Source organism: Nitrobacter sp. MLSD-S21, assembly GCF_058809865.1.
In genome coordinates this window covers 45,116-64,477 of record NZ_JBXASZ010000012.1, presented here as the reverse complement: position 1 = coordinate 64,477, position 19,362 = coordinate 45,116, and the positions used below count along the sequence as shown (strand labels likewise).

Here is a 19,362-nt window from a genome sequence, read left to right as displayed (position 1 = left end):
GATCCCGAGAAGGCGGCGAAGCCGACGACGGCCTCGCAGGAATCGGCGGCCTCTGAAGCGACCGCGATGCCGAGCGTCGAGAATGCCCAGGAATCGGAGCGATCGGTCGCGCCGCAGCAAGGCACCGGCGCGAGCGCGCGCCGAGTCCTGGCCACCTGGCAGAAGGAATTGGTGGCTCATCTCGACAAGCACAAGCGCTATCCGGCTGAACACATCCAGAAAAACGTCGAGATTCTCGTCAACTTCGTGCTCGATCGCCTCGGCCATGTCGTGTCGGCCACCATCGTGAAGGGATCGGGCGATCCGGTCTTCGATAACGCCGCGCTCGCCATGATGCACCGGTCCGATCCGGTGCCGCAGCCCCCGCCACTGATCGCGGACGAAGGATTGAGCTTCACCCTGCCCGTCGTCTTCCGCGTCAAGGGAAGGACGCTTGATGTGCATCGATAGCAGTCTGGCGAGGACTGCGATCGCTGCAAACCAGCATGCTAATCGGCGTTGAGACAATAAAAGCTCAATATTGGGCGGAATAGGACTGGCAGTCGGGCTTGGTGGACACGCCTAGGCCTACCCTGTCAGGAGAATGCTTCGTTCAACTCTCGCAGCGAAGCTCCTCGTTCCTCTAGCCAATGTCTGAATTCCAACGCCGTTACGGATCCGACGCCCAGCTCGGACAACAATTCATCCCAGGTGCAGGCGGCTGCGATCACTTCGAGATGGCGGCTGCGTTTGGCGACGGTTCTGCCGCCGAGCGAGGCTTGGCGGCCATGAAGCAACGCCTCCACGGCCCGCCGCGGGCAGGTTGCGGTGCGGAGCCTTCTCGCTCGGCGTCGGGCAGAAGGCCCGCACGTCATGCTCCTCGAGAAGCGCAATCCCTTTCCAAGGTCTTTATCGTCGAGCTTGAGCACGCCAGCATCGAGATTGATGCCCGAACGGCATCAAGATGGCGCCATCGATCTGCCGCCCACGGCAGGGTTCAGCTCGATAGCGTAGGTGGCAAGCTTTGCTCCTGACCGCGCATAATGACTGAGAGTCGATCGGTGGCGGCGAAGCTGCTCGACCACCGTCGGCGCTCCACGGGGCGGCCTAAAATGCTTGGCCTCGTGGAACACCACCGTGATGTCTGTGCTTGTCTTTCCAGGGTTGCGACATCCAGCCTCCTGATTGCGATTGGCCGGGGAAGCGGTGCTGTCAGCCATGCTTCCAATAACTCGCATTTTTGCGCCCCGCCCAACGCAACTTTGACGCAGGTGGACTGCCGATAATCAGCGGGTGCAGTCCGGTCTTCTCGATAAGTAAACGTTCAACAAGTTGTGGCGCACGGTCAGGAAGACGTTCTCGCGCAGCAAGACATCCTAACGCCTTGGCTGAAAGCCGATCTGCAACGCATGAGCACGATACTTAGAAATTCATGGTCAGCCTCGTGTTGAATGACCGACCCATGCCTTTCACGCCGTAGCCGTATGCCGCCGACGATCCCATCATCGAAACGACCCGATAATCCACCAGATCGGCGCCACCGAGCGGTAGCACGTAGTCGGCGTTGAACAGATTGTTGATACCGAAATCGAGCCGCGCGTACTGCCACTGATAACCCGTACTCAGGTTGACCAGCGCGTAGCTTGGCGTCTTTAGCTCGTTGCGGACCTGATTGACCTGATCCTTCGAACCGACAAGCTGAAGTTCTATACTCGATGTCCAGCCGCCAAGCTTGTGATCGAGGGCGAGCTTCGCATTGAGCGGCATCATGCGGTAAAGATTGATGCCGTCGGTGCGCTGGCCGCCGACATATCCGATTAGGCCGCGGAGTCCGCCCTCACCATAGGTTAGGTTGTTCCAGATCGCGAGCCGACCCTCGACGTTGACGCCGTACAGCACTGCGTCGTGGTTGGCGAACTGCAGATAGACGAAGTCATTTGTCGTGATCAGGTTGGCCGGATTATTGGCGAGACAGCTGGCAAGGCGGCAGCGATCAACATCGATATAGTCCTGCACATAGCTCATATAAGGTGTCACCTTGAGGTCCCAGACCTTTTGAACCGAATCGTGCCAGCCGGCCGTGAAGCTGACGGTGTGCGCTTTCTCCTGCTTCAAATTGAGATTGCCGACGTAGCCGTTCCCGTCGCCGAACCAGCCTATCATGCTCATGGCCATTGCATTGCTCGACCATGCATAACGCTCATAAAGGTTGGGTGATCGGGTCTTGCGGGCAAAACCAAGGTCATACTGGCTGAAGTCATTCGCGTCATAGCGGATCAGGGCGGACGCATCCATATGAACGTCGGTCCGGGCTCGGTCGGCAGCGTTGAACGCGGCGGCATCGGCGCCGTAGTCCATCGCATTATAGCCGTGCACCGGGCCGGTGTTCATCCAGACCACGTCATTGCGAACGCCGACAATAGAGGTCCACTGCCGATCCCAGCGTCGCTCCCATTCGACGTAGGTGCCGACGCGATTGCGGGTGCCGCCGTTGATGTTGATGAATGTATCTGGGTTCATCATCATTGAGCCAGCTACAGGCTTCCACCAGTCGTCCAAGCGGTTCATTACGAGTTCGTTGCCGGCGCGAATAAGATCGTGATCTGACACCGGAATGGTGGCCTTGATCGCATAGCCACCATCGAGCCCATTGGTGTCCATCGGCATGTCAGCCACCTTGTCTGGCGCGATGAAGCCCATTGTGTGCCGGATTTGGTGGATGAAGGCGCTCGCCTCCAGCTTGCCCCAGTCAAAGTCGCCCTCGTAACGGCCATTCGCGTACAGGCCACGGTTGTAGACCATGTCCATGTATTGATTCACGTAGCCCTGATAGGGAATGAACTGACCACCGATCTGAAATGTAAAAAGATTGCCGAAGGTCTGCTTCGAGATGCTGACGGTATGGTTTTGGGTCTCGTAGAGTGTGGACCTGATCGTCGAACCGTCCCCGGCTTTGTAGTTGCCGGAGCGAACCCAGCCCCCGGTATAGGTGACGCTGGTGTCGTTGTTGGCCATGGCTGCGGTGGCATCGACGCCGAAGGCATTGCCGTTGCTGCGGAAGAATCCGGACAGCTGTGCGCTTGTGATCCAGCCACCACCTTCCGGCGCAAAGGCAGGCGGCACCGTTGTAACATCGATGCGGCTGCCAGTGTAGTCGCCCCCGACCGAGACCGGGCCGACACCAAGGTAGGCGCGCATCTTCGCGACCATCGCCGGGTTCACGAAGGACAAAGGCGGGTTCATCTCATTCGGGCAGGCGGGACTGATTAGCATCGAATTGACAGCCACCTGCACGCGGTCGGCGCCCATTCCGTTGATAGCTGGCAAGCTGGAGACGCCGCCAGCACCCCAGTTGGCACCGCCAGGCAGATCGGTGACGAGCGACGCAGTGTCGCTGGTGGACAGCCCTCGGTCGAAGCCAGCCCGTGGCGGCAATGTTCGTGCTGCCGGCGCCTGCGCGGGCGCAGCAAGAAGTACAGGAGTGGCGATGCGCGGTGCAGCAGTTGTCGGAGGCGTCGCAGTGCGTTGCTTGCGCTGATGATGCGACCGGCGAGGCGCGTTCACGGTTACGGGTGGTAGACGGTCGGCCGTTTGCGCAACCGCGGTGGTGGCCAGCGGTGGCGAGAGCAGGGTAGTGGCAGCCCACAGCGCGGGGCTCAGGACTGAAGTCGCGAGCAGGAAGGAGGGACGGAGGTAGGAAGAGGTGATCGACATGTTGTGGCTCGGCTTCTGAGGCACGCGAGTTGCGGCCACATGAACGAAGCGGGGCGCTTTATCGGCGTCCCTGCCGGTGATACGGCAGATGGCAAGTTCAATTGGAACCGCGGTCTAAGACTCGCGAGATTGCCGGCTGCGATACGCTAGCGGATCAGGCCAGAGCCGGCGGCGCACGCGCCCAGTGCGCGCGAGGAATTGTGATGACATCCACGCGGACAGACGAGATCACGTGACAGACCATGTCACCCGTCAGAGAGCGGGTAACGGTCGGGCCATCCGGCGGGGTCAGTAAACTGAATGCCGGCGCGACGCAGAGTGGACAATGAGCAGCCGGTTTGACAGGCGCATCAGGAGGCACCCCCGTTTGATCAACCGCAATACCTACGTGGCAGATTGCACCGAAGGCGGTCGCGAGGCTGCCGGGAATGCTAGCGTTCAGAACGAGCGCGAGGCTGACCTGAGCGGCCAGCACGTAAGCCATCAGGCAGGTAATGACGCCTGTCCAGCTCTGACAATGTGATCGGCGGTGACGCACAGCTTGTTCCTGCTATCGAAACGCAAATCTCATTCCGGCGATGAACATGCGCGGCGACCCGGCATAGATGGACCGCCGGTGTTAGCCAAAACGCTCGCGGGGTTTTGAACGCCCGCTCCGGTTACCGTGTTCGCGATGTTATTGGCGGACGCTACATACGTCCTGTCGAAGACGTTCCGCACCTCGAAATAAGCATGAAGCGAGTTGAGATACTCCGATTGCAGGGGCTTGTCGTAGTGCAGATTCAGATTGACGAGTTCGTAGCCGGGCGCTTTCAGGAGATTGGCATTGTCCATATAGAATGCGTCCCTCCACTGAAACTCGACGAACGCGCCAACGCCTTTCAGGGCGCCCGAGAGCTGGTCATAGGAAAGCCGTGCCGTCAGCTCGTTCGGCGAAATACCGGGAATCTTGTTGCCCGCGCGATTGAAACCGAAAACGGTACCATTGGTGATATTCTCGGTGTAGCTCGTGTAGATCTGGTCGAGATAGGTATAGGCAGTAGTCACACGCCAACTTGGCAGGAAACGCCATTGCGCCAAGAGTTCGAAGCCACGGTGCTCGGATTTCGGGGCGTTGAACGTATAGCTTGAGTTGGGCGAGTTGAGGGGCGTTGCCTGCGTGACCAGTTCGTCGCGGAAAAACTCGTAGAAGCCTGTCGCGCTTACCCTGATCGTGGGGTCCGGCGTCCAGTCAAAGCCGAGATCATAGCCGAGATTCCTTTGGGGATTGAGCTGCGTATTGTTGCCGTTCTGACCGTTTGGCAGCACGAACAGGTTGCCGACCTGTGGCGTTCCGTAGCCGGTCGCGACCCGCGCACGGAGAAGCCAGTCTTTGTCTGCGCGGTATTGAAGCGCGAATTCCGGCGCGGTGTTCTGGAATTGGCGATCGGTGCTTCTGATGGTCGTGGTCGTAATACCCGTCGGCCCGGTATAAGTGTAAGATGTATTGACGCCGTTTAAATGGGTTGTCTCCCACCCGATCCCGGCAATAGCGGTCCATGCGTTGGTGAGCCGCAGTTCTTCGCGCGCACGGACACCATAGTTGGTGTGCTCTCCGGTGACGTTCGACTGTAGTTGGCCGCGCGCACCTCCAGGAGCCACATTGTATGTGTCACCCGACCAACTCAGGGTGTTGTAGAACGCGCCAAGGTAGCTGGTGGAATCCATTCCCAGGAGCTCGCTCCGCCTGACAAGGTCGCTCATGAAGTTATAGGATGGGTAATCGCCAATCGCGCTCGTGGTGCCGGTCGGCTGGTTGATATTGCGATCGTCGAACACGAATTGGTTGCGCCAGGTGGTCTGGTTATCGAAGTCATGTTCCCAGCGTCCGCCAACGATAGTCCGGCGATCGTTGCGGCCGAGCCTGGCCTGCTCCGCCGTTTCGCGGCTGGTCCCGGCGGCTGTGTTGAAGCCGTTATTGAACAACGTGATCGTGCCGCAGCCGGGAGCGGCCGTTGCGGCCGTTTCACAGCCTCGCTGAAAGGGGTTGGTGTAGAATTGATTGAGCGAGGACCGGATCGGAAGGCGCGTATCCAGCGTGTTGTTGATCAGCTTGAATGTGAAACGATCGTCCGGCGTCGCCTGTAATGTTCCGAGGAAATTCACGGTCTGGGTGTTGAACCAACTGTTGCCCAGAAAGCCATCGCTGCGCGCGTCGCTTGCGAACAGAGAGCCTTCGAAGGCTCCGACTTTCTTGCCGGCAGTCAGATAGTTGTTGAGGTATCCGTAGCTCCCGGCATCGACGCCGTACTCGACGCCGTTGATCTCGGCGCCGCGACGGGTCCTGAAGTTCAGCGCGCCGCCGGTCGCGTAGTTGCCATAAAGGGCGGACGACGGCCCCCGGATGACGTCGATGGCCCCGTAGGCGCGAGGATCGATCAGGTCGCTGCGGGACAGCCCGTCAGGCTGGGTGACCGGGAAGCCATCATCAAAAATCACCAGATTGCGAATGGCGAAGCCGTTGCGCGCGTTCGATCCGCGAATCGAGATGCCGAAGTCCCTGGGACCGTTCCCTTGCTTGATGGAAATGCCGGGACTGTCGCGCAACACGTCGGCTACGGAGAACGCTGGCCTGTTGGCAAATAGATCGCGGCCGATCGTTGTCTGGGGCTGTCCGATCGGCGCCTGATGAAGGATCGCAAGTTGCGCATCTGTGGAGACTGCCGACGGCCTCGCTGCCACGGCCGGCTGTGGCCGTGGAGATGATCTCGGAGCGTCCCGGTGGGCGACCGACCGCTTTTTGCGCGGACTGGCCTGGGCAGGGCGCGGGGCTTCGACCATGATGCCCGGCAGTGTCTGGGGGGCAGTCTGAGCAGCAGCATCAGTGCAAACGGCGAGCACCGCTGAATGCAATGCGAGCGCGCCGGCACCCGAAAGGATACGAGAGCAAAACATAGGATATTCCCGATGCGGGCGATCGCCCTGAGCATTTAATCAAACAGACCGGATCACCGCCGCAGTCACGGCGATCGTGCGGATTTGCTGAATCAGGAAATAGCCGGAGGAGCACGCGCCTGCGCGTGGGAGGCAACCGCGAATGGCGGCAACCCGAATCCCAGGCCGCGCCAGACGACGGCGGTTGCGTCACGTGCGAAGCTAACAGCAGCCGCTTGCGAGTCGGGAGGTGGGGTCGCGGCGTGGACCACACACAACGTACAGCAGACGCCGTGTGTCTGCTGAGGGTCGGTCTCACGGTTTTGCGGAGAACTCGTATCCGAACCATGCGAACATATCGCACCCGCTAGCGGGGCGGCGGAGACTGTGCTGAATGCCAGGCACGCGGCAATGGGTGCAAATATCTGCACCAGCATCGCAAACATGACGATCGGAAGAAATCGCCCCAGCCGCCGACGCATAATCCCCAGCCTTTCGCTGCCAGGAACTATCATGCCTAGATTTAACTGTCGAGAAGCTTCCAGATTGCTTGCTGCCCGCGCCTGGCGCTAGTTCAGTGACTACTCTCGGGCAGGTCGAGCTGGTGGCGCGCCCTGCTTTCTCGCCCGAGATCGGTTCCTATTTGGCTACACATCGCATTATCAATCCCATCAAGCTGACAGCTCAGTCGACCTTAAATTGCAGAGCATGACAACGTGGTTGCGCCTTCTTTACCGCTGAAAAACCCCTGACTCCTGCTCGCGAATTAATCTACGACCAATCGTCCGGGGCGTCTTCCTACACTGACGTCCCGAAGACGACCTACAGCACGTTGCTGGGGATCAGGGCCATTAAAGAGACGCAGGCCAGCTGCACCAGCGCTATCGATTTCATCCCCAATGACATAACACAAAGCGTTGCAAACCTTCGGATGGGGTCCCGAAATGGATCAAGCTCGACAGCTTTTCAACGGGTTCGCCAGTTCCGGCATCCGGCGTTACTTCATTGGCCGTGCGACGCATCGACGATATTCTGGTGACGGATCGGCGCCGCTCAACGACGATTTTGCTAGTCAGCTTTTTGACGCCCTTAATCACGTCCGCGCGCTCCGATGGAGGCAGTTGGGCAAGGCCGACAAACCCAGACGGATCAGCTAAAATGTGCGCAGCCGGAATGGTAACGGACGCGCAGAATAGCATGCAGAACGAAGGCGGGAGGTCGCCATCGTGGTCGTGATCCGCTGGGCTGTGAACGTGGCCCTCGGCGACGTAACCATGATGGACGTGCACATGACCTGCGGTGGCCGTGGTAGTGCATGGACAGGATAACGGCCGGTTCAGGCAGCACGCGAGACAGCCGAAGCCTGAGAAACTGACATCAATATGGTCTGAAGCAAAAGCGCAGCCACCGCCAGGAACACCATCGTTCTGGCTATACCGAAGATGCGAGGATTTGGCCGACCAATGGAAATTTTCGGATACCGGCATCGATGGTCTGCGGTAAATAAAAAGCAACGTAGCGGCTACTGCCGCGCAACTGATGGTACTTGCTACGCGACGAGGCGTCCTTGATCTTTGCCCAATGCGGATTGCTCGCACCAGACCTATGATGGCTTGCTCCTATGTCTTGCTTCGGGCCTTCGTGGCGCGGGCATATCCCTTCCCCTTTTAGACCTGAAGTACAATCTCCTCGGCTCTCAGAGTCTCATCCTCGATCTGAATCGTCGTGTGATCGATCTGGTAGTCGTTCTTCATGATTCCGCGGACCGCTCTAAGCGCCTCCCGTCCGGTGGATAGGTCGGCGACAACGAGATGACAGCTCATGGCATCGAAGCCGGACGTGAGGGTCCAGACGTGCAGATCGTGAACGGCAACAGTCCCAGGTATCATCAGCAACTTCGCCTCGATCGAACTGACGTCGACGTTGAGAGGGGTGCCTTCCATCAAAATATGGGTAACCTGGCTGAGGAGGGACCACGTCCGAGGCACGATGAACAACCCTATGCCCGCCCCGATGATTGGATCGGCAAGCACCCACCCCTTCCACATCATGAGGAGCGCTGCGATGGTGACTCCGACCGAGCCAAGCATGTCGCTCAGCACTTCGAAATAGGCTCCCTTGACGTTGAGGCTTTCGGACGATCCGCTGGAGAGCAGCCGCATGCTGATAAGGTTGACAGCGAGTCCTATCGCCGCGACGAGGAGCATTGGTCCGCTCATTACTTCGGGCGGTGATAGGAAGCGCTGATAGGCTTCGTAGAGGATGTAGACCGTGAGCAGCAGCAGAACGACCGCGTTTGCAAGTGCCGACAAGACCTCAATCCGAAGGTAGCCAAACGTTCGTTGCGGCGTCGCTGCCCGGGCAGCAAAGCGAATTGCGAGGAGCGCCAGTGCTAGGCCGCCGACGTCAGTAAGCATGTGCGCGGCGTCTGCGAGCAGCGCCAGACTTCCCGTGACGAGCCCGCCGATCACCTCCGCTACCATGTAGGTTGCTGTCATCGCGAGCGCCCAGGAGAGCTTCTTTGCGTGCTTGGCACCGGCTGTACCGACTACCTCTACTTGCATGTGTCAGCCTCCTGTCCCGATCTTTGCCTGCGTCCTTCCCCCAGAGTCTCGAGCAACCTGCGAAGGTTTCGTTGGAGTTCGTCGAGCAAAGAAAAAAATGACGTCGTCCACGGAGTCATGTCCGTTTCCGTAAGGTCGATCGATGAGTCGGATAAGGCAGAGAAGGTAGGCGGCCATGTACGTAATGAAGCCAAACAGCAGCACGGAACTTGAACGCGCAGTAGAGGGCCGCAACCTTTGTCGCGCTGAGAACCAACACGGCCCCGCCGACGATGAAGAAAAGTCGGAACTTCTTCCGGAGATAGCTCCGCGCCACCGAAATGAAAGTGTGAGACAATCGAAGACGTCACTGCTCGATGTCCTTCCGAGGTAGATAAAGGGGCACGAATGCGCGTCCGTTCCAAACCAGTTTTGTGTGCCGGCCCCCAGTGATTTCTAGCCCGACGGTGTCACCAATGTTGATCAGCTTTACATCGCTGACGTAAGCACTGAAGACCCGACGAGATCGACCGTCCGATTCCAAATATATTTCGTGAAGACAGCCGTTGAACCTGCACACCGCTTCGCGCCGCCCACAAGCGAAATCTTCGAAGTGCAAGGACCTAAAGAGCAACTCACCAGCAGCGATGGTCGTAGAGAAATAGTGCGCCGCCGTGGCTTGTTTGCCGCATGACCGCTCCAGGCGTTTGAGGCTTCGCCGTATGTCGCTGGGAAGCCGATCGATATGTTCGGCAGCGTAAGGGGGCTCCTTCGCAATGCCGGAACGGCCTTTGGCTTCATTCTCCATAACCGCGAAGACCAACACGCTCCCCGATAACACCGACATCCAGCCTATCCGCCGCATCTTGGCCTCCGTCGTTCAGCCGGGCTCGTTCTGAACTCGACGCCCAATCGCTTTTCCCTGATCCAGACGACGCGACAATCGCGCTTCAATGCATCCGCCGGCACGACGAGCGTGAACGCGCGAGGAACGCCGAGCGGGCTTTCGACTTCGAGCAGCGCGCCCTCGCCGTTGATATTGCGGACCGAGCAGTCAATGGCTGAGCCCCAGAACTGTATCGATCCCCTCTTGAGGATCCGCCGCCTCTTATCTTCGCGTCGTTCCATCTCGAACTCTCCGGCTTCGCTGTAATGGCCGTCACTTCTTGTCTTGTTCGATGGACAACCGCTTCATCTTCCCTAGTCTCCAAGTCCATGACGGGCCGGGATCGAGAGCAGCCGCAGCGCGTTAAGGGTGACCAGGACGGTCGCGCCCGTATCTGCGAGGATCGCGGGCCAAAGTCCGGTGACTCCTGTGATAGTGGTAACCAAAAGCATTGCCTTCAGTCCCAGCGCGATAGAGATGTTCTGCCAGATCACACGCATGGTCCGCTTGGACAGATCGATCATCGCCGGGACATCCGCGACGCGACCATGCAGGACCGCAGCATCAGCGGTCTCGAGCGCCACATCGGCGCCGCCGCCCATCGCGATCCCAATGTCTGCGGCGGCAAGGGCCGGGGCATCGTTGATCCCATCGCCCACTTTCAGGACAACCTCGCCGTGACTCCTATATTCGTTAACGATGCGCTGCTTGTCCTGAGGCATCAATTGCGCATGGTGCTCGATACCGAGATCTCGCGCGAGCGCAGCAGCGGTCCGAGGATTGTCGCCAGTGAGCATGACGGTCCGGATCCCGCTGTCGGCGAGGTGCCGCAGTGCCACGACAGCATCGCTCCTTAATTCGTCCCGCATTGCGATGCAGCCAGCGACCTGCCCGTCAACGACTAGTACGGATACGGTTTTGCCTCGCTCGTTCAGCGCTTCGATGAGATTTTTCTGGTCAGCGGTGAGCGGGACGATCCGCTCCGCTGCGCGTGGCGACCCGAGGAACACCGTGCGTCCCGCAACAAAGGCACGGACGCCCTCGCCCGCCAAATTCACGAAGTCTTCGACCTGCTGCTTCTGGGCCCCGTTGTCCGCCGCAGCGTTTAGAACGGCCACGGCGAGCGGATGGTTCGAACCGCTTTCCAGCGAGGCGGCCAGGCTCAATATCTCGTTTTCTCCGAGACCAAATCCCACGACGTCCGTGACTTGCGGCTTTCCGGCGGTGAGCGTTCCCGTCTTGTCGAAGCAGGCGACTGTGGCGTCGCGCAATCGCTCCAGAACAGCTCCGCCTTTCAGGAGCAATCCGCGTCGGGCACCGGAGGCGAGGCTTGCAGCGATCGCCGCTGGCGTCGAGATCACCAACGCGCAAGGACAGCCAATCAGCAGGATTGCCAATCCCTTGTAGATCCAGTCGTACCATATCGCACCATTCCAGACGAGCGGTGGCAGAATTGCGACGATAGTGGCGATCACCACGACGCCCGGCGTGTAGTAACGCGAGAAGCGATCGATGAACCGCTCCATGGGCGCTTTGGATTCTTGGGCTTCCTCGACCAGCTTTGCGACGCGGGCAATGGTATTGTTCCGCGCCGCCGCTGTGACCTTGATCCGGAGCAGTCCTTCGCCGTTCACCGTTCCCGCAAACACGGCTTCACCGGCCTTTTTGCGCACCGGTGTGCTCTCCCCCGTGACTGGCGCCTCGTCGATGGCGCTGTCGCCGCCGACGATGACACCGTCGGCGGGAATTCGATCGCCCGGACGTACCTGAATCAGAGCGTCGACGCCCAGTGTCTCGGCATCTACATCACAGACTCGTCCGTCGGTTTGCTCGAGCCGCGCGGTCTTCGGAACAAGCTTGGTCAAATCCTTGATACCAGCCCGAGCCCGGCCGGCCGCGACGCCTTCGAGGAGTTCACCGATCAGGAAGAGAAGGACGACTGTCGCAGCTTCTTCCGTCGCGCCGATGACAGCTGCTCCCACCGCCGCGATGGTCATGAGCATTTCGATCGAAAACGGCGTGCCGGCCGACGCCGCCGTGATCGCACGCTTCGCGATTGGGACCAATCCGACCAGCATCGCGAGCAGGAAAGCCGAGGTCTCGATGCTCGGTATGGCCCTCCCCAATGCGAATGCAACTGCAAGCGCGGATGCGGAAGCGATCGTTAGGCGCCCCCTGCTCGTTTGCCACCAATACTTGTCAAGCGGACTGTGGTCGCGGGCATACTCTCCTTCAAAAGCCGCCGGATCCCGCTCGTCCTCGTGTACGCTTCGAACGTGAGTGTCGTCTAACTCCTTGGATTCCGTGATCGCATATCCGAGCGCCGCGATCTGACGGCACACGACGTCCCGCTGTGCGATGCCATCATGCTCAACCGCCACGCTCCCGCCAGCGACGGACACTTGGACAGCGGTCACTCCGGGCAGGCGCGAGACGGCATTTTCGATCTTCGTCGCGCAACTGGCGCAATCCATCCCGGCGACACGGAGACGCATCTTCTGGCTCGCGGCGGTCATGTAAAACTTCCCTCCCCTTCGTCCGCTTTGGCGACCAAGGCCGATCCGCTCCGGAACAGCATGTAGAGGGCCGGAAGGACCAACAGGGTCAGGACAGTCGAGGAGATGATTCCTCCGATAACGACGGTGGCGAGGGGCCTTTGCACCTCTGCGCCGGCGCCGGTTGCGACAGCCATCGGAACGAAGCCGAGCGAGGCGACGAGTGCGGTCATCAACACAGGCCGCAGGCGCGTCAGCGCTCCCTCGCGGACCGCCTCCAGCGTCGATTTCCCCTCGCGCCTTAGGCGCTCAATGAACTCCACAATAACCAGGCCGTTGAGGACGGCGACGCCCGACAAGGCGATGAAACCAACACCAGCGCTAATCGAGAGCGGGATGCCCCGGAGCAGTAAAGCCGCGATGCCCCCGGTCAGCGCCAAAGGCACCCCGCTGAACACCAGCAGCGCATCGCCGATGGATCCCAGGCTCATGAATAGCAGAAGGAACACCAGCAATAAGGCCACCGGGACTACGATGGTAAGGCGTTTAGTCGCCGAGACCAGCTGCTCAAACTGACCGCCCCAGCCGATCCAATAGCCCGAGGGCAGCTTCACCTTTTGGGCGACAGCCTCTTGGGCTTCCGCGACGAATGATCCAAGGTCGCGCTCGCGGACGTTTGCCGTTACGACGATTCTCCGCTTGCCGTTCTCTCGGCTGATCTGATTCGGCCCGGGCGCTGCATCAACGGCGGCCACGGACGAGAGCGGGATGTACCGCATCGACGCCGCCGGCGACTTCAGGGCTGTCCTGGTGACGCCAGTGGATGCCTGCTCGTTCGGAGGCGGCAGCGGAATCGGGATTGCTCGGATCGCTTCGAGATTGCCGCGCAGATACTCCGGGAGACGCACAACAATGTCGAACCGACGATCGCCTTCGAACAGCTTGCCGACGCCCTTTCCGCCGATCGCGATTTCAACAATGTTCTGGATGTCTCCGACGCTGAGGCCATACCGGGACAACGCCTGTCGATCGAGCTTTACGGTCAAGATAGGCAGACCGGCGACCTGCTCCGTTTTTACGTCGGTGGCTCCACGTATGTTCTGGATCGCCGCCTGGACCTGCTTGGCCAAGCCCTGCAGAATGTCGAGGTCGTCTCCAAAGATCTTGATGCCAACATCGCTGCGTACGCCAGAGATCAACTCGTTGACGCGAAGTTGAATTGGCTGCGAAATTTCGTAAGTGCTGCCGGGAATGTCATTCGCCGCCTTCTCAATCTCCTCGACGACCTCCGTCTTCGGCTTCTCGGGATCAGGCCACTCTGCGCGCGGCTTAAGCATGATGTAGCCGTCGGACATCGATGGCGCCATGGCGTCGGTGGCGACCTCTGCGGTCCCCGTCCGGGTAAAGAAGTCCTTCACTTCGGGCAACTGCTTGATGCGCTTCTCAAGAGCGGCCTGGAGATCGAGCGACTGTGTCAAGCTGGTCCCGGGAATCCGGACCGCGGCCAGAGCCACGTCGCCCTCGTCCAAACTCGGGATGAACTCGCCACCCATGCGCGTTGCCGCAAATCCCATCAGCAAAACAAATGCGACGGCAATAGTCGCGACCGATTTTCTGAGCGAGATGGCACGGGCCAGCAGCGGCGTGTAAATGCGCTTGGCTCCACGCATGAAAATGTTCTCCTTCTCCGATACCTTTCCGGTAACGAAGATGGCGACGGCCGCTGGAACGAAGGTTATTGAGAAGATTGCCGCCGCAGCGAGCGCCATAAGCACCGTCAGCGCCATCGGCGTGAACATCTTCCCTTCGACGCCGGTCAGGGTCAGAATCGGTAAATAGACCACGGCGATGATGATTGTGCCGAACAGGCTCGGCTTGATGACCCCGCTGGCGCCTGTCTGGATTGTACGCAGGCGCTCGCTGAGCGTGAGCAGCCGTCCCATTTCGTGCTGACGTTCCGCGAGCAAACGAAGGCAATTTTCGACGATGATGACCGCTCCGTCGATGATGATGCCGAAGTCAATGGCACCGAGACTCATGAGGTTGGCGCTGACCCTTGTTTCCACCATACCCGTCACGGTCATTGCCATAGAGAGCGGGATGACGCAGGCCGTGATGAGCGCCGCGCGGATGTTGCCAAGGATGAGGAACAGGACAACGATCACCAGGATCGCGCCTTCGATGAGGTTTTTCTCGACCGTCTTGACCGTAGCCTCGACGAGATTGCTTCTGTCGTAGACTGTGCGAGCGACCACGCCGTCAGGAAGTGACTTGGCGATATCTTTGAGCTTGGCTGAAACCCGCTGTGCAACCGCCCGGCTGTTCTCGCCGATCAGCAGCATGGCGGTGCCGAGCACCGTCTCCTTACCATTCAACGTGGCGGCGCCCGTGCGTAGGTCTTTCCCCTCAATGACTTGCGCCACATCCTTGACTCGCACCGGAACGCCGCTGCGCGAACCGATTACGATGTCCTGAATCTCGGCAATGTTAGCAACCTGACCCGGCGTGCGGACGAGATACTGCTCGCCGTTCCTCTCGATGTAGCCGGCACCGACGTTGGCATTGTTCGCCGCAACCGCGGTCATTAGATCCCGAAATCCGAGCCCGTACGCCATCAACTTGCCGGGATCCGGCAGCACGTGGAATTGCCGCTCGAAGCCGCCAATGGTGTTGACCTCGATTACACCCGGAACATTGCGAAGCTGCGGCTTGATGATCCAGTCCTGGATGGTTCGCAGATCGCTTGGCGAATAGCCGTTACCTTGCGCTCCGCTCGCACCATCCTTTGCTTCAACCGTATAGATGTAGATCTCGCCGAGACCCGTGGAGATCGGACCCATGGCGACCTCGACGCCGGCCGGAAGTTGGTCCTTGACCTGCTGGATTCGTTCGTTGACGAGCTGCCGCGCGAAGTAGATATCCGTCCCATCCAGGAAGACGACGGTGACTTGACTCAAGCCGTATCGCGAAAGCGACCGCGTATATTCGAGCTTAGGAAGTCCGCCCATCGCGGTCTCGACGGGGAACGTGATGCGCTGTTCGGTCTCGAGCGGCGAGTAGCCAGGTGCCTGCACGTTGATCTGCACCTGTACGTTGGTGATATCCGGCACAGCGTCGATCGGCAACCGCGTGAAATTCCAACCGCCGAAGGCTGTCAGGCCGAGCACGAAAAGCAGAACGAGCCAGCGCTGTTGGATCGAGAAGGCGAGAATCCGATCAATCATGCTCGGCCTCTCCTTTGCCCATCTCTGCCTTCACGACGAACGAGTTCTTGGCGACGTACTTCTCTCCGGCGGAGATGCCCGCGCGTATTTCAACAGAATTCTGGTCGGAGTCGCCGAGTTCAACCGGACGCGCCTCGAGCTTGTCGTCGTCCTCGCGAACGAACACGACAGTCTTGTTTTCCAGCGTCTGGATCGCACCGGTGTTCACGGCGACCGGCACTTTCCGCTGAGCGAGAACCAGACGCGCAGTCACAAACAGCCCGGGTCTTAGCCGACCGTTCGGGTTCGCGAGCACAACACGCGCCAGCGCGGTTTGCGTATCGCTCGCGCCGACCGGTGCGACGTAGGAGATCGTGCCCTTGATCTCGCCGGCGCCATCATCAGGATCAATCAGCACCTGGTCGCCAATTTTTACGCGGCTCAGATCTTGCCGGTAGATCGACAGGTCGACCCAGATCGTGGATAGGTCAGCGACGACGAAGCTGGGCTTTTGTTCAGATGCGTACTCGCCCAGCGAAATTTGCCGGTCGATGACCGTTCCCCCGATAGGCGCCTTCAGCTCGTAGACCGTGAGGCTCTGGTTACTCTCAATCGACGCAAGCTGATCGTCTTTGGCAATCGTATCGCCGATACGCTTGCGAATAGCGCGGACGATCCCGGGAAAGCGAGGCGTTACCTGGACAACGGCCTCCTGGTTGGCCCGCAGAACACCATTGAAGGACAGGGTCTCCGTCAACGTGGCCGGACCGGATTCGGCAAACTCCGCGCCAGCCGCCGCAAGCTTCACATCGCTGATCCGGATGCGATCGGCGCCGTGCTCGTCGTGTTCGACGTGCTCGTTGCCGGAATTCCCCTCCTTGGGGTCTCTTTCGCTCTGCTGCGTCGATCCTGGCGTCATGATTGGCGCCAGGATGTGGTAGCCGAGAGCGCCCAGCGCTAATGCAACAATGGCGATAAGGACCGTAACCGGGGGTTTCATCGCGCACGCTCCTGCGCTAGGGAGAACGGATTGCCGACAAGCCCCTCGATGGTGGCCACGGCGACGTGGAAGTTCTGCAGCGCCTCCTGCTCGCGTAGGCGCGCCTGCATTAGCATCGACTGCGCATCCAACACCTCAAGCAGTGTAAAGCGTCCCTGCCCGTAGCCGTCGGAGATGGCTTCGGCGGCTTGACGCGCCTTCGGGATCGAAGTCTCACGCAACACTGCGAGTTCGCGCAGCGACCCCTGTAGTGAGTCGTAGGCACGGCCTACCATGACGATCAGCGCATTGCGGTTGGCTTTTCGCTCCGCCTCGGTCTTTTCGAGGTTTTCTTGCGCGGACAGGATGTTGCCCTGGTTCTGGTCGAACACCGGGATCGGAATCGACATGGTGAGCTGCAATGCATCGTCGCCAGTGTTATTGTAGTGTCGCCATCCGGCAGACAGACTCACGTCAGGATAAGGTTTCAATCGTGCCATTAAGAGTTGGGCGTTGCGTTGCGCGAATACCCCGGTCCATCTGACAAGCTGAGGATTACCATCAATCGCTGCGACAACGCTCTGGAACGTCGGCGGTCGGCCCGTGACATCGAGCCGCCCGGTGACAGATTCGAATTTAGCTGATGTTTCGCCCATCAGAGCCGCGAGCTCCCGGCGCGCGGTCGCCAAAGATGCCTTCGTCCGCTCCCGATCTGCCTTCACAAGTGACGACGCAACGTCTGCACGGCCGGTCTCAGCGACTGACGACGCGCCGGCTTCGACACGGCGCTTTAGCAGGGGAGTCATCTTGTCGATGGCGGCGACCTGCTCATCGAGAATTTGGATTCGACGCTGCAAACCCAGCACGTTGAGGAACGCGACAGCCGTACCGGACAACACTTCAAGGCGGACCGCCTTGCGCTGGATCGCAGCGACCTCGATGCCCGCCTCGCCGGCAGCGATGCGCGCTTGCCGCTTGCCAAATAGCTGAAAGACCTGGCTGATCTGCAGTGTCGTTTCGGCGGACCTTGTCCCCTGATAAATGCCCGAACCAAAGGAATTGTCCTGTTGGTAGGACACTTGCGGATTGATGAAGACGCCAGCCTGTATGCGCTGGCCCGTCGCTATTCCGACGTCCCGCTCGGCAGCGGTGAGACGCGGATTGGCGGCAAGCGCGCGCTGCAGCGCAGTTCTCAAAATAAGCGGCTGCGAATGCGATACCGCCGTCAGCCATGGACTGACCAGCAGTGCCACCGCGCACGCAAGGCGCGCTGCGGTCTTTGAAAACATGACGAATTACCTGACGACGATGGCATGGGGAGGCGTAGCACCCCCGGGCGACAGCGTTCAGATCAGGATCTTCGGTGGCGGCAGATCAATGCCGGGCGAAAGTCCTCGACGCAGGACAACGTGAGCGACAATTACTTCACGCGCCGGCTCGATAGTGCGTGCTACCAGAACCGGAGCCGGCATAGACACCGAAAAGCAGCCATGACAGTGATGACTTATGATGCCGTGTTCAGACGTACCGCGGCTCGTGTCGGAAAGTGAGATGACCGTTCTTCCCGGAGAACTCGTGACGTCGAAATCGCAAACTCCGTGAAGCACCCCCGCCAGCAGATAGATTCCTAGAATCAAAAGAGCCAGCACCCTGCGAGGAACGCGCAGCAATGACAGATTAGAATGGCATGCAGACGAGTACAAAATGGGTTCTCGATTCGAGCGGAGGGCAATACGTAGCACGCGCTAGGCACGGCGTCGACCTGCAACAGTGTAACATCCAGGTGTTCCAGTGGCGCTCAAGGAGCGCGGCAACTCGCACCTGTGGCGCAAGTGTTTCTTAAATTCCAGCGAACTAGTGCGACTGAGGGCGATATATACTAATCAGTAGGTTCCGGGTATTCCGCTTTGTGATGTGAAAGGAACTTTCTAAGTATTGTCGGCGGCTTCTGTCATGGCGGCCGGGCAATCGAGCTTCTTGCGACGATCACAGAAACATTGTCTCGCGCCCCCGCGCTAAAGGTCTTGCTGGCGAGATCGCGCGCCGTCGAATCGAGGGCCACACTCAGCACATGCCCAATCTCCTCGTCGTCCACCATGTCGGTGAGTCCGTCGCTGCATAGCAGCAACACCTCGTTGGACTTGAGTGGCGTGTCGACTTTGATGCGCGGTTCGATGGTCATCGGAAACGAGGAGCCGCCGAGCGCCTGGGTGATGGCATGCGATCGGCGTTGGCCCGGTCGATTGATTCCGTCGTCGGCAACATCGTAGTGACCCAGCTGGATCAGCCGGCCGTCGCTGAACAGGTAACTGCGACTGTCGCCAACGTTGCAGGTGAGCAACGCTGTTGGGGTGAGGAACGCCCCGACCAATGTGGTCCCCATGCCGAGCGCCGCTTCCTGGCGTTCCATCAGCTTGTACAGATGCTGATGGCACCTTCGACCGCTTCCGCACACGTTTCCAGATCTGAAATCCGGTCAACGGTGCAACCAGATAGTCGAGCACCGCACGACTGGCCGTCGCGCCTTGCGCGGGGCCGCCCATGCCGTCCGCGACCATCAGGAGGCAGCCATCGCGAGATGCTGTCATGACGAGGGGCGAGTCATGTCACCGGTCAGGACGCGAGTGCCGATGGCAATGGCGTCCCCGTT

12 protein-coding genes and 1 pseudogene are annotated in these 19,362 nt (G+C 59.8%); 1 reads left to right on the top strand and 12 read right to left on the bottom strand.

Features of this window, described 5'->3' with window-relative positions:
• Positions 1 to 450: cell envelope integrity protein TolA (gene tolA, locus AC1RT6_RS20675; RefSeq protein WP_493029641.1), on the top strand; the 450-nt coding region annotated here is incomplete at its 5' end.
• A 951-nt stretch (positions 451 to 1,401) separates the two neighbouring features.
• Here the strand turns inward: tolA and AC1RT6_RS20670 are convergent.
• From AC1RT6_RS20670 to AC1RT6_RS20615, 12 genes and pseudogenes are all read right to left on the bottom strand, one after another.
• Positions 1,402 to 3,693, bottom strand: coding sequence for a TonB-dependent receptor (locus AC1RT6_RS20670; protein WP_472791476.1), 2,292 nt, complete (start codon positions 3,691 to 3,693; stop codon positions 1,402 to 1,404).
• Positions 3,694 to 3,847: 154 nt separating this feature from the next.
• Positions 3,848 to 4,177, bottom strand: a complete 330-nt coding sequence (locus tag AC1RT6_RS20665) for a hypothetical protein (RefSeq protein ID WP_493029640.1) — start codon at positions 4,175 to 4,177, stop codon at positions 3,848 to 3,850.
• 66 nt (positions 4,178 to 4,243) lie between these two features.
• Positions 4,244 to 6,627, bottom strand: a pseudogene (locus tag AC1RT6_RS20660) (TonB-dependent receptor family protein).
• Between the two features lie 92 nt (positions 6,628 to 6,719).
• Positions 6,720 to 7,088, bottom strand: a complete 369-nt coding sequence (locus AC1RT6_RS20655; protein ID WP_472791474.1) for a DUF2946 family protein — start codon at positions 7,086 to 7,088, stop codon at positions 6,720 to 6,722.
• A gap of 1,185 nt (positions 7,089 to 8,273) precedes the next feature.
• Positions 8,274 to 9,170, bottom strand: coding sequence for a cation diffusion facilitator family transporter (locus AC1RT6_RS20650; RefSeq protein WP_472791473.1), 897 nt, complete (start codon positions 9,168 to 9,170; stop codon positions 8,274 to 8,276).
• 346 nt (positions 9,171 to 9,516) lie between these two features.
• Positions 9,517 to 9,996: a hypothetical protein gene (locus tag AC1RT6_RS20645; protein WP_472791472.1), complete on the bottom strand. Its 480-nt coding sequence runs from the start codon at positions 9,994 to 9,996 to the stop codon at positions 9,517 to 9,519.
• 5 nt (positions 9,997 to 10,001) lie between these two features.
• Positions 10,002 to 10,277 carry a PilZ domain-containing protein gene (locus AC1RT6_RS20640; protein ID WP_472791471.1) on the bottom strand — a complete coding sequence of 92 codons (276 nt, stop codon included), beginning with the start codon at positions 10,275 to 10,277 and terminating at the stop codon, positions 10,002 to 10,004.
• A 72-nt stretch (positions 10,278 to 10,349) separates the two neighbouring features.
• Positions 10,350 to 12,551: a heavy metal translocating P-type ATPase gene (locus AC1RT6_RS20635; protein ID WP_472791470.1), complete on the bottom strand. Its 2,202-nt coding sequence runs from the start codon at positions 12,549 to 12,551 to the stop codon at positions 10,350 to 10,352.
• A complete protein-coding gene (locus AC1RT6_RS20630) occupies positions 12,548 to 15,754 on the bottom strand; it encodes an efflux RND transporter permease subunit (protein ID WP_472791469.1) in 3,207 nt (1,068 codons plus the stop codon). The genes AC1RT6_RS20635 and AC1RT6_RS20630 overlap by 4 nt, the downstream gene beginning before the upstream one ends.
• Positions 15,747 to 16,733, bottom strand: coding sequence for a divalent metal ion exporter adaptor subunit IhpB (ihpB, locus tag AC1RT6_RS20625; RefSeq protein WP_472791468.1), 987 nt, complete (start codon positions 16,731 to 16,733; stop codon positions 15,747 to 15,749). The genes AC1RT6_RS20630 and ihpB overlap by 8 nt, the downstream gene beginning before the upstream one ends.
• The gene (ihpA, locus tag AC1RT6_RS20620) at positions 16,730 to 18,001 is read right to left on the bottom strand and encodes a divalent metal ion exporter subunit IhpA (protein WP_472791467.1); all 1,272 of its coding nucleotides are present in this window, start codon (positions 17,999 to 18,001) and stop codon (positions 16,730 to 16,732) included. The genes ihpB and ihpA overlap by 4 nt, the downstream gene beginning before the upstream one ends.
• A gap of 662 nt (positions 18,002 to 18,663) precedes the next feature.
• Entirely contained in the window at positions 18,664 to 19,122 is a 459-nt protein-coding gene (locus AC1RT6_RS20615; RefSeq protein ID WP_472791466.1) for a protein phosphatase 2C domain-containing protein, read from the bottom strand.
• Positions 19,123 to 19,362: the final 240 nt, after the last annotated feature.